Source organism: Bacillus sp. ISL-34 (genome assembly GCF_018613325.1).
GTDB lineage: Bacteria > Bacillota > Bacilli > Bacillales > DSM-1321 > Peribacillus.
In genome coordinates this window covers 143,949-156,119 of record NZ_JAGGQJ010000011.1, presented here as the reverse complement: position 1 = coordinate 156,119, position 12,171 = coordinate 143,949, and the positions used below count along the sequence as shown (strand labels likewise).

Below are 12,171 nucleotides of genomic sequence, written 5' to 3'. Positions count from 1 at the left end.
TTCACTTTCAATATAATTAAGAAAATTCATTTTATTAGATTAAATTATTAGGAGGAATACGCCATGCAAACCTATATCAATCAGCCAGATGGAGTCTTTCCCTCTGTTTGCTCTCTTGACTGTCCTGATCAATGCGGTTTACTGCTGCACAAAAAAGACGGGAAAATCATTAAAGTTCAAGGAGACCCCGATCACCCAGTCACCAAAGGAAATATTTGCAACAAAGTCCGCAACATGGCTGCCCGCCTATATGACCCCAAACGCTTAAAGCAGCCATTAAAGCGCATCGGTCCGAAAGGAGAAGGGAATTTTGCTCCAATCAGCTGGGAAGAGGCCATTGACACAATCACTTCCAAATGGAAAGACCTGATCGAAATGCACGGTCCGGAAAGCATACTTCCCTACAGCTTTTACGGAAACATGGGCAATCTTAGCGCTGAGGGGATGGATCGCCGTTTTTTCCATAAACTCGGTGCAAGCATGCTCGAGCGTTCCATTTGTAACGCGGCCGGCTCAGTCGGATACAGCTATACAATGGGTGGTTCATTCGGCACCGACCCAGAAGAAACGATTCATACAAAGCTTTTCATCATGTGGGGCATTAACGCCGTGAGCACAAATATGCACCAAGTTACGCTTGCCCAGCAAGCCCGAAAAAACGGGGCCAAAGTAGTTGTCATTGACGTACATAAAAACCAAACCGGCAAGTGGGCCGATTGGTTCATACCGATTCTGCCTGGTACCGATAGTGCGCTCGCCCTCGGATTAATGCATATTCTATTTGCCGAGAATCTAGTCGACCAGCCCTTTCTCGATGAATACACAGTGGGTGCTGCTGAATTGCGCGAACACGTCCGCCAATATGACCCTGCGACCGTCTCCGCGATCACTGGCGTTCCAATTGATGACTTATATGAATTAGCCAGGATGTACGGCACCACCAGTCCATCATTCGTTCGGATAGGCAACGGCCTGCAGCACCATGACAATGGCGGCATGGCAGTACGTACCATTGCCTGCCTGCCTGCACTCACCGGCCAATGGATGGCGGAAGGCGGCGGAGCCATCAAAGGGAATTCAGGATATCTCGCCTTTAATACAAATGCCTTAAGACGCCCTGATTTATTGCAAAATAAAGCTACCCGGACCATTAATATGAACCAAATCGGTCAAGCTCTTCTGGAAAAAGAAAACCCGATTCGCTCCATGTTTGTATACGGCTCCAACCCGGCACTTGTCGCTCCGAATGCAAATAAGGTGCAGGAAGGTCTAATGCGGGAAGATCTATTCACAGTGGTCCATGATCTATTCTTAACCGAAACGGCCATGTTGGCCGACCTCGTCCTCCCTGCCACATCATCTTATGAAACGGAGGATTTTTATAATTCATACTGGCATAATTACATCCAAATACAAAAACCTGTAATCGAAAAATATGGCGAATCGAAATCGAATGTTGAATTGTTCAAACTGTTGGCTGTTGGGATGGGATTTGGGGAACAAGCATTTAGAGATTCAGAGGAAGATATGATACGGCAGGCTCTGAATTTTCCCGACAACCCGCATTTGGAAGGCATCACCTATGACTCCCTTTCAAGGAATCAATTTGTCAAAGCAAAAATGCAGCCGATGTTCCCTGGCAAACTCCCGACACCAAGCGGTAAAATCGAACTTTATTCCGAACGGATGAAGCGGGATGGATACGAGCCTTTGCCAACATATACGCCAATCATCAAAGACAGCGACCTGCCATTTTTATTCATTCCGGCACCTAATCACAATTTCTTGAATTCAACCTTTTCAAATAATGCCAAACATATCTCCATGGAGAAGGAACCGAAACTGCACATGAATGCCGCTGATGCCAAAACAATGGGGATAGCCCCCGGAGATATGGTTAAAATCTGGAACGGTCGCGGTGAATGTTTGCTTACCGCTGCTCCCGGTGAAAATGTGTTACCCGGCGTTCTTGTCAGCCAGGGCTTGTGGCAGAATACACCTGAAACCAAACAACACATCAATTCCCTTACCCCGGATCGCCTCGCAGATATGGGGAATGGCGCCGTTTTCTTCTCAGGTCGCGTGGATCTTGAAAAAGTCAAACAAAAGTAAATTGTGGTGAGCAATCTTTAAATATGTTGCGATTCCGACATTTATCGGCGATTCCGGGATTATATCTCCGATTTTCCGGATTTTATCTCCGATTCTCGGATTATATCTCCGATTTTCCGGATTTTATCTCCGTTTCTCGGATTATAACTCCGATTTCGGCATTTTATCTCCGATTCCACAAAAAAGGCTGTTCCCTAAGGAACAGCCTTTTCGTCAAGCTATTTACTCTTCATCAAACCAGCCTGTTGGCTGGATATCCAAGTTGTTATTGATTTGCTTCACTTCAGTATAAGCTTCGTAACCGAAAGTTCCCAGTTCGCGTCCATTTCCGCTTTGCTTGAACCCTCCCCAAGGAGCTTCGTTATAAGTCGGATGATATGAGTTAATCCACGTGATTCCGGCACGCACTTTTTTAATGACACGGTACGCTTTTGCGATATCATTCGTGAACACCGCTCCCGCTAAACCATATTTCGTATCATTGGCAAGTCGAAGTGCTTCCGCTTCATCCTTGAATTTTTGAACGACAAGCACCGGTCCAAAAATTTCTTCCTGGACAATCCGCATGTCCGGTGTCGTATCAACAAAAATAGTAGGTTCGACAAAGTAACCTTTATCCAAGCCTTCTTCTTTAATTCGATTTCCACCGACGATTATTTTGGCACCTTCTTCTTTTCCGATTTGGATATACGATAATATTTTGTTCATATGTGCTTCTGAAACGATAGGTCCCATCTGGCTTTCTTCATCAGAACCTGAACCTACTTTAATTTTTTTCGCCTTCGCAGTAAGACTTGCAATGAACTGATCGTAAATGGACTCTTCCAACAGTAAACGGGAGCCTGCTGAGCATACTTGTCCTTGATTACAGAAAATCCCGTACAGAGCATAATCAACGGCAGTCTCAAAGTCAGAGTCCGCAAATACGATATTAGGCGATTTCCCGCCGAGCTCCAATGTCACTTTCTTTAGGTTACCCAGTGAAGCCTCCATGATCTTACGTCCTGTTGCCGTTCCTCCCGTAAATGCCACTTTATCGATATCTTCATGTTCGGCAATGGCTTGTCCGACAACTGGCCCTGCTCCTAAAACAAGGTTTGCGACACCCTTTGGCAATCCGACCTCATCCATGATTTCAAATAGTTTTACCGCTGTCACCGGAGTGATTTCAGATGGTTTGAATACAACGGAATTTCCTGCAGCAAGCGCCGGAGCCAGTTTCCAGGCTGACATCATTAGAGGGAAATTCCAAGGAACGATCTGGCCGCATACACCGATCGGTTCCCTTACGACCATCGCTTGCTGACCGTCAGGAACTTCAAAAGTCTGACCAGTCGGTTTTGTAGCCAATCCTGCATAATATCTAAAACAGGCTGCTGAATCAGCTATATCATAACGAGCCTCACGCAATGGTTTCCCATTATCCAATGTTTCCAACGTCGCTAGTTCTTCAGCTTTTTCTTCTATTTTGTCGGCTATTTTGAATAAAATGCGAGCTCTTTCCACTGCAGGAGTTCCCCACCAACCACCTTCATAGAAAGCGTATTTTGCTGCCTCGACCGCTGCATCCACATCTTCCTGTGTTCCTTCGGCAGCTTTGGCAATAACTTCCTCCGTGGCCGGATTCAATACATCCCTCTTTTCACCTGAAGTCGAATTCACCCATTCCCCATTGATGAACATCTTTAAGTCCAGTGCTCCCGTTCCTTCTTTTTTCATATTATTTTGCAAAGTTTCCTGCATGTAATTTCCTCCTCGGTTTTAAGTTATCTACCTATATATTAGATATGAGCAAGATTCATGCCAGTTTGAAATATTAGGTAACTTACGTTTTTTTGCCCTTTCCTGTCTCATTTAAATTCAATCGTGAATTACCTATTCATTTTTGCATAACTCATGGGCCAAACTCTTTCAAGTTTCATAGAAAAAAGAGATGAGCAGCTGCTCATCTCTTTTCTGATTAATTCCGGTTAATAATGACCAATTTCATTTCCGTCATTTCTTCAATGGCATATTTCAACCCTTCGCGGCCAGTCCCGCTTTTTTTGACTCCGCCATATGGCATGTTGTCGACACGGTAAGTTGGGATATCATTAATGATTACACCGCCGACTTCCAATTTTTCTGCTGCAGAAAGAGCCAGATTGATATTTTCTGTGTAAATGCCGGCCTGCAATCCGAATTCGGAATCATTGACCAAGTCAATGGCTTCCTCAACGGAAGAAACCTTATTGATCAAAACAATTGGAGCGAAGACTTCCTGACAAGATACCTTAAGCATTGCATCCACTTCCAGCAACACAGTTGGATGCAGGATATTTCCTTCAGATTTACCACCTGCTGCAACAATCGCACCGTGCTGTTTAGCCTCATCGATCCAATCCAGGCTTCGCTGTACATCACCAGCGCTGATCAATGCCGAAATATCCACCGACGGGTCCAAAGAATCTCCAAGTTTCAAGCCATTCGTTGCTTCTGTGAATTTTTTGACGAACTCATCATATACCTCTTCATGAACATATGCACGCTGTAAGGAAATACAGACCTGCCCTTGAAAAGCGAATGCTGCCGATACACAGCGTTGGATGATTTTATCAATATTGATCCCTTTATCAACGATGACAGCTGCATTCGAACCTAGTTCAAGACTCACTTTCTTTAACCCGGCCTTATTACGGATTCCGATTCCGACAGCCGGACTTCCAGTAAATGAAATGCTCTTCACCCGTGAATCGGTGACTAATTTATCACCGATTACCGAACCGCTTCCGGTAACTAAATTAAACGCACCTGCCGGCAAATCCGTTTCGGCTAATAGTTCAGCAAGAAATAGCGAAGATAGCGGTGTTTGGCTTGCAGGCTTAAGGACAAGTGTATTTCCGGCAGCAATCGCCGGGCCTACTTTATGGGCAACCAGGTTCATCGGAAAATTAAAAGGCGTAATCGCACCCACGACACCTAGAGGCTCACGGACTGTGTATCCTATTCTTCCTTCTCCGTCAGCTGTAGCATCCATCGTCAAAGTCTCTCCATGAATCCGTTTTGCTTCCTCTGCTGCAAATTTATATGTGGCAATCGTCCGGGATACTTCAACCATTGCCGTTTTAATCGGTTTCGCTGCCTCTTTAGCAATTATTTCAGCTGCCTCATCTTTCCGGCTTTCCAAAAGGCTTGCAAGCTTTTCAAGTATGGCAGCACGTTTATGACTAGGTAAAGCTGCCATTGTTTTTCTAGCTTGATAGGCTGATTCTATTGCCAACTCGACATCTTCAAGGCTTGCCGAAGGAATCTCCGCTAGAACTTCCCCGCTATAAGGGGACTTTAGTGTCGTGAACTTTTCAGCTTCTTGCCATTTACCATTAATGTATAATTTCTTTTTCAGCGTTTCCGTCATGACCATCACTTTCACCTCTTATAAAATTTCTTTTTCTACAGCAGTAAATGTCTCATCAAGGATTTCAATCATTCTTTCGACTTCCGATTTAGTAATGATTAAAGGCGGTGCGAATACGAGTGTATCCTGATCAAACGTAACAGACCGGCAAATCAAACCATTCTTCGCCGCTTCAGCAACCAGTCTTGGAGCAAGCGGTGTCTCAAAGCCTTCGCCTGTTTGTTTGTCCTTTACGATGGAGATGCCTCCAATGAGTCCAAGTGCCCTGACATCACCAACAATCGGATGTTTGCTTTGAAGCTTCTTAAAGCCGGCAAGCAAGTCTTCACCACGCTGTTTCGAGTTTTCTATCAGGTTTTCACGTTCAATGATTTCAATATTTTTCAAAGCAACCGCACATGCCATAGGATGGCCACTGTATGTGTAGCCGTGTAAAAGCGTGCCTTTGGAAAGGGCAATGAAATCCTGATGCATCTTATCATTCAGGACGACCCCGCCTAATTGTGCATATCCGCTTGTTACACCTTTTGCAAAGCACATCATATCAGGTACAACACCAAAGTGTTCAATCCCAAAATAAGTCCCTGTTCTTCCGAAACCTGTAATGACTTCATCCGTCACCATTAAAATGCCGTATTCATTACAAATCTCCCTTACTTCCTTAAAATAGCCTTCAGGAGGAAGATTCACGCCACCGGCCCCTTGAATCGGTTCAGCGATAAATGCCGCAATCGTTTCCGGTCCTTCCTGTTCTATGACCTTACGCAACTCCTCAATGGAGGAACCGTCCACATGGTAAAAATCCGGTGCGATTGAATTCGTGAAGTCTCGGAACGGCTTCAGGCCAGTCGCACTCGTGGCTCCCATTGCCACTCCATGATAGGATTTCGAGCGGGAAATGATTTTTTGACGATTAGGCTGCCCTTTCAAAAGCCAGTAATGACGAGCAAGCTTGATGGCCGTGTCATTCGACTCCGATCCACCTGAAGTGAAGAATACTGCATTCAAATCCCCAGGCGCGATGGAAGCGATTTTGGCCGCCAACCGGATTGCCGGCTCGTTGCTGAAAGTGGCGAAACTTGAGGTGAAAGCTAACTTCGCCATTTGTTCCTTCGCGACATCAGCCATCTCTTCTTGTCCATGTCCAATATTCACATTCCAAAGTGAAGCCATGCCATCAATGACAGTCCTGCCCGTGACATCCGTAAGATATATTCCCTTTCCTTCCTTAAAGATGAAACTTGGACCATCTGCCTGCTGTTGTTCGATTGCCGTAGTCGGATGAATAAAATGCTTTTTATCCAAATCGATTAATTCCTGAATACCCGTTGTCTCTTTAATCATGTAAAAAACACCCTTCTCATGTAATGGATTTTTTTCAAGCTAGTTTTTTATATATATAGACATAGCAAGATGCATGCCAAATTATATGAGCCTTATATTAAAGGTATTCAAGTTAAAGTGATTCATGAATGAATCACTAGGAGGTTGTGCTGATTCACATATAAATCATTTGATTCGTATATGAATCACTCAACTTCCATTCATTGAATTAAATACTAATTTACAAGCATTTTTTCGAATCCCCCTCTTTATTTTCTATTTGATGTTACAAAACCTGACACACAATGTTGAATTTTCCGAAGATTTGTATTATTATCATGTTAATATTTTTTCACACCTTTTGAGCCGCCATGTTAATTTAAACGAAAGAAGTTGATATATATGCAGGTAGGATTTGAACTATACCAAAAACAAACCATGAAATTGTCATTAACCCCTGAATTACAGCAATCGATCAATATCCTTCAATATTCCACCCATGAACTGATAGATTTCCTGAACCGACAGGCTTACGAAAATCCCGTTCTCGAAATCAGCTTTAAAGAACCCCTCGCATCACTTTCTGAATCTAGCATTCATACACATAAAATAAATTCTCAGATACGGTCCTCTAAAAGTAAAAGTTTCAACGGAGACAATGATTACAACCCTATCAACAATTATTCAATCAACACAGAAACACTTGAAAGCCATTTACTGGAACAAATTAGTTTACTAAGTTCGTTGAAAGCATTTGAAAAGAGAATTCTCCAATTCTTGATTGGGAACTTAAATGAATATGGATTTCTTGAATTGGATGCCAATTGGGCTGCCGCACATCTTTCCGTGTCCGTGGAAGATATCGAAAATATGATTCAAGTATTGCAGTCCCTTGACCCCATTGGAGTCGGGGCTAAAGATCTGACCGACTGTTTACTCATTCAGCTGCGTGAGCATGAGGATTGCACTGAATTGGCGTATAAAATCGTTAAAAAGCACTTAACGGATTTAGCGGAAAAACGCTACAGGAAAATTGCCGGCCTTTACCAAGTGACCGTTCAGGAAGTACAAGAGGCCTCGGATTTCATCCGTACGTTAAACCCGCGTCCCGTCAGTCACTTTTCCAATGAGATGACTCATTACATCGTTCCGGACGTTTACGTGGAAAAAGATAAAGAAGGGTTTTTGATAACGGTCAACGATAGCTTCACACCTAAACTTTCCATCAATCCTTACTACAAGAACCACGTTGCTATGAATTCTGTTAATCCAGCTAAAGATTATATAAAAGGGCATATAAATGATGCCCAATTACTTTTAAAAGGACTCGAACAAAGGCAAATGACACTTTACAAAGTGACAGCGTCAATCGTGGACGAGCAGCAAGAGTTTTTCATGAAGGGAATTACGGGATTAAAACCTATGACACTGAAAGACATTTCGGAAAAACTTCAGCTTCATGAATCAACAATCAGCAGGGCCACGAGCAATAAATATATCCAGACACCGCATGGCCTCTTTAAACTAAGGAACTTCTTTACTAGAGGGTTACACCGCATGAACAGCCAAGCAACCGAATCAACGACCACCATCAAAGAAAAAATAAAGGTATTGATTGCCGATGAAGATAAGGTAAAGCCTTTTTCAGATCAGAAACTTTGTCAAATATTCGAAAATGAAGGGACGAAGATCTCCCGCCGTACTATTGCAAAATACCGTGAAGATCTCGGTATACCGGGATCTTCAAAACGGCGCAGATTTTAAAATCAAACCAAATTTTTAAAAAGACTCTTTCAAAAGATGTATCTTTCGTAAGAGTCTTCTATATTTTCTCTGCTTTAATAAATCATTTCGTCACAACAAAAACCAGGGGTTTAATCTTATTATATCGATTTATTTATTACCCCATTTATCCTCGAAAATAAGTTCATCCATCGGCCTTCTTTTTTCCCAATTAGCAAGTTCAAGAATAGGTTTATCCGGATATTGATCTGTATAGCCAATCGACAAGAGTGCAACGGGTTCTATATGCGGCGGAATTTCCAAAATATCACGAATATCATTTTTCTTATAAAAGCTTACCCACCCCATTGCCAATCCTTCCGCACAGGCAGCCAGCCACATATTTTGAATCGCGCAGGCCGTGGATAGGATATCGGTTTCCGGAATGGAGTTCCTCCCTAAAACATGGGAGCCTCCCCGTGTCGGGTCGCATGTAATACAAATGGTGTACGGTGCTTCTTTTAACCCTTCCACTTTCAAACTTAGAAACTTATTTTCTTTACCTCCCTCATAATGAATAGCGAGTGCCCTTCTTTCTTTATCCGCTGCCCATGCCAAACTGTTCTTGGTTTCCTGAGACGAAATCACGATGAAACTCCAAGGCTGCATGAATCCTACAGACGGCGCATGATGTGCAGCATCCAAAATTCTGCGGAGTATATCCTTTGAAATGGGCTTAGGCAAAAAGCTCCTGATATCCCTTCGGTTATAAATGGCTTTATATACGGCAGCTTGTTCTTCATTAGTAAACATAGTTTCCCCCCATGTTTCCGGCTTCCCGGAAATTTATCTAAACATACAATATATTTTATAGGTAAACCCTTACAATTAAAAGCGAGCTCCAGCTATACCAAGATTCAGCTCGTTCCGTCCACAACAAGATTCGCTCTTTCTTGAGGCCATTGAGCGCCCACATAGAGATCTTCATGAACCATCCAATTATCCTCCCACATTTGACGCGCATCTTCACCATCCCGCTCAAGGCCACGTTTCAAACGCTGATCACGGGGACATTCCACCCAAATCGTGAAATCATGGCATCCTGCCAATTCCCTACGGATAGAATACGTTCCTTCTATAATGACAAGGCCTTCAGCAGGAAGCCCATGCCATTCGGCCATAGTGTCCGTTTCCCAATCATACCTTTGATATCTCGCTTCTTTCCCCTCTGTAAGCGGTTTTAGGATTTGGTTAAAAACCCGTTCCCAATCATAATCCGCACCAATCTGCTTTTGGGATGGAGGCAGTTGAACCCTATTCGATGATGGCAAATAAAAATCATCCATATGAACGACCGCGCTGCCTGGACATTCTGCTTGGATACGGGAAGCGAGTGTACTTTTCCCAGACCCGCCCCGGCCATCTATGGCCAATATATAGAGAGATCGTTCTTTGGAAATTTCGTGAATTTCAGCTATAAGACTGCTAATCGTATACTGTCCATTAAGTGTTGGAAAGTTCATAAGCATCCTCCTATACTACTTATTTCTATTCATCCACCCTTAAATTCCTTCCTTGAGAGGATAAAATGAAAATACTAAGAAGAAGGTGCTGATATTGACTAACATCCAATTTGCCGCCATTTTCGATATGGACATGGATTCAAACAAATAAGAGATCATGTTCTTCACTTAAGAAAAACGTTTAAGATTCTTTGAACAGAAGTAAGCTGGACAAGGATTACCCCTCTTGGATTACGGACTTCCCACTTAAATTCGTTTAGGAAACTAATATGACAAGCACCATATTTGATGCTTATCGGCTGTATTCTTCAATTCGGATTTTCCCAAGAAAATGATTTGGCAGATGCCGGCCTGTTTCTCGCAGATCCTGAACTTCATGGATACTAATGGCCACTTCCCAATAGGTTTTCCTGTTTTGCGAGCATTACGGCTATCTTATCCTGAATTGCCGTAATGCCCTTTTCTTCTACAATATTATTGAAGATAATTGAAAATATGATTTTTTCCCCTCTTTTAGTCGTCACATAACCTGATAAGGAGCTCGTTCCTGAAATCGTCCCTGTTTTCGCGCGAACATTACCAGCTGCAGGTGTCCCTTTCATCCTTTTTCTAAGCGTACCGCCCACCATCCGATTTTCGTTGCCTGCAATCGGCAAAGCATTCAAGTAAGCAGGAAACCACGTTTTTTCCTGAACGGCATACAGCAGCTTCGTTAGTTCATTCGCTGGAATCATATTGACTTGGGAAATGCCAGATCCATCACGCATCATGATCGTTTGCATATCGAGACCCATACTCTTCAGCTGATTTCGAGCAACCTTCAAACCATCCTTCCAGCTTCCCTCCCCTTCTGCCTCTTTGCCCATTTCTTTCACTAAAACCTCGGCATGGCCGTTATTGCTCATTTTCATGAAAGGAATAAGCAGTTGTGAAAGCGGCATGGACTGATGAGTGGCAATCATGTCCGCTCCTGCTGGCGTTTTCCCTTTTTTCCTTTTTCCCAACACTTTAATTCCATGTTTCTTCATTGATTTTTCAAATAGGCTCAGCGCATATCCTGTGGGATCTTCCACCGAAATCCACTCTTTGGTCACACCGGAATGCTCCGGAATGGTCCCGGTCACGGTAATGACATGTGTTCCATGAGACCGTTCGACTTCAATTTTGTTATTAGCGTCTGACGATACAGTTTTCGTTTTGTTGATGACCTTCACGTAATCGGTTTCCGGCTCCAGCTTCACCGTTGCCCTCTTACCAGCCTTTTCCCCAGGGGTTATCCCCACGATGATGGTACCGGTATCGTAATCTTCATTCGGGGAAGCGGTTAAAGCCGAAACGGCTGCACCGTAATATTCCTGTTCATCGCTCCAAACTAAGTCTTGGGAATAACGAACATCATCATACCAAGAATCATCGCCTATAAGATCCCCGTGAACCAGCTTAACTTGCCTGTGCTTCAGTGAAGCTGCCAGCTCATCAAAATCCTTTTCCAATAATGTGGGATCTCCTTTTCCCTTCAGGTATACATTGCCCTGCAGAACCTGGCCAACCTGCACTCCTTTTATGTGTAATTCCGTTTGAAAAGTATGATCTTCCCCTAAAGTTTCCAGCGCAGCTGCTGCAGTCAAAAGCTTAAGATTCGAAGCAGGCCGCAATCTCGTTTGCGACCCCCGTTCATAAATCATTTCCCCCGTTTCAGCTGAACGGATGGAAATTCCCGTCAACGCCCCAGCCAATCCTGGCGAATACTCCAATATTCGTTGAATTTCCTGCCCTAGGTTTCCATCATCATTCGCAGCCTGCATCGATTCTCCATCAAAAAAACAAATCAAAAACAGGAAGAATATAAAACTCAACTTCCTTTTATACGTCAAACCTATCACTCCCACTCTAAAAACTCACCACTTCTATCTTGTCCATTTTATGGTCATATAAAAAGAAAAGATCCACTAGATAGTTCCTTATTAATACATACTCAGGAAACGGCAGGATTATTCGGCCGCCACTCCATGGGATGCGGCTACATAATTTCTTTACATAATCTTATAATAGGGAACTTTTTTGCAAGATAATCCGTATAAGTATAAAGACATAGTA

8 protein-coding genes are annotated in these 12,171 nt (G+C 43.3%); 2 read left to right on the top strand and 6 right to left on the bottom strand.

All coding sequences use genetic code 11. The features are described 5' to 3' along the window. The first annotated feature begins 63 nt into the window (after positions 1 to 63). Positions 64 to 2,112: a molybdopterin oxidoreductase family protein gene (locus tag J7E52_RS10655; RefSeq protein ID WP_214745789.1), complete on the top strand. Its 2,049-nt coding sequence runs from the start codon at positions 64 to 66 to the stop codon at positions 2,110 to 2,112. A 222-nt stretch (positions 2,113 to 2,334) separates the two neighbouring features. Here the strand turns inward: J7E52_RS10655 and J7E52_RS10650 are convergent, their stop codons facing one another. The 3 genes from J7E52_RS10650 to J7E52_RS10640 all read right to left on the bottom strand — a co-directional run bounded on the left by J7E52_RS10650 (position 2,335) and on the right by J7E52_RS10640 (position 6,850). Next, positions 2,335 to 3,855 (bottom strand): aldehyde dehydrogenase family protein, encoded by a 1,521-nt coding sequence (locus J7E52_RS10650; protein WP_286197649.1) that lies wholly within the window; start codon positions 3,853 to 3,855, stop codon positions 2,335 to 2,337. A gap of 217 nt (positions 3,856 to 4,072) precedes the next feature. Next, positions 4,073 to 5,506: an aldehyde dehydrogenase family protein gene (locus J7E52_RS10645; RefSeq protein ID WP_214746334.1), complete on the bottom strand. Its 1,434-nt coding sequence runs from the start codon at positions 5,504 to 5,506 to the stop codon at positions 4,073 to 4,075. 18 nt (positions 5,507 to 5,524) lie between these two features. Beyond that, positions 5,525 to 6,850, bottom strand: a complete 1,326-nt coding sequence (locus J7E52_RS10640; protein ID WP_214745786.1) for an aminotransferase family protein — start codon at positions 6,848 to 6,850, stop codon at positions 5,525 to 5,527. Positions 6,851 to 7,231: 381 nt separating this feature from the next. On the opposite strand from J7E52_RS10640, the gene rpoN reads away from it, so the two are divergent. Then, entirely contained in the window at positions 7,232 to 8,593 is a 1,362-nt protein-coding gene (gene rpoN / locus J7E52_RS10635; RefSeq protein WP_214745783.1) for an RNA polymerase factor sigma-54, read from the top strand. Positions 8,594 to 8,722: 129 nt separating this feature from the next. Here the strand turns inward: rpoN and bluB are convergent, their stop codons facing one another. The 3 genes from bluB to dacB form a co-directional block, all read right to left on the bottom strand. After that, positions 8,723 to 9,364, bottom strand: a complete 642-nt coding sequence (gene bluB / locus J7E52_RS10630; protein ID WP_214745780.1) for a 5,6-dimethylbenzimidazole synthase — start codon at positions 9,362 to 9,364, stop codon at positions 8,723 to 8,725. A 104-nt stretch (positions 9,365 to 9,468) separates the two neighbouring features. Beyond that, positions 9,469 to 10,074: a uridine kinase family protein gene (locus tag J7E52_RS10625; RefSeq protein WP_214745777.1), complete on the bottom strand. Its 606-nt coding sequence runs from the start codon at positions 10,072 to 10,074 to the stop codon at positions 9,469 to 9,471. 383 nt (positions 10,075 to 10,457) lie between these two features. Beyond that, positions 10,458 to 11,948: a D-alanyl-D-alanine carboxypeptidase/D-alanyl-D-alanine endopeptidase gene (gene dacB, locus J7E52_RS10620; RefSeq protein WP_286197648.1), complete on the bottom strand. Its 1,491-nt coding sequence runs from the start codon at positions 11,946 to 11,948 to the stop codon at positions 10,458 to 10,460. Positions 11,949 to 12,171 lie beyond the last annotated feature (223 nt).

Bases quoted from the DNA above. Each gene is read 5' to 3' on its own strand.
- rpoN (WP_214745783.1), top strand. From the start codon at position 7,232: ATGCAGGTAGGATTTGAACTATACCAAAAACAAACCATGAAATTGTCA.
- J7E52_RS10645 (WP_214746334.1), bottom strand. From the start codon at position 5,506: ATGACGGAAACGCTGAAAAAGAAATTATACATTAATGGTAAATGGCAA.
- J7E52_RS10640 (WP_214745786.1), bottom strand. From the start codon at position 6,850: ATGATTAAAGAGACAACGGGTATTCAGGAATTAATCGATTTGGATAAA.
- J7E52_RS10655 (WP_214745789.1), top strand. From the start codon at position 64: ATGCAAACCTATATCAATCAGCCAGATGGAGTCTTTCCCTCTGTTTGC.
- bluB (WP_214745780.1), bottom strand. From the start codon at position 9,364: ATGTTTACTAATGAAGAACAAGCTGCCGTATATAAAGCCATTTATAAC.
- J7E52_RS10650 (WP_286197649.1), bottom strand. From the start codon at position 3,855: ATGCAGGAAACTTTGCAAAATAATATGAAAAAAGAAGGAACGGGAGCA.
- J7E52_RS10625 (WP_214745777.1), bottom strand. From the start codon at position 10,074: ATGAACTTTCCAACACTTAATGGACAGTATACGATTAGCAGTCTTATA.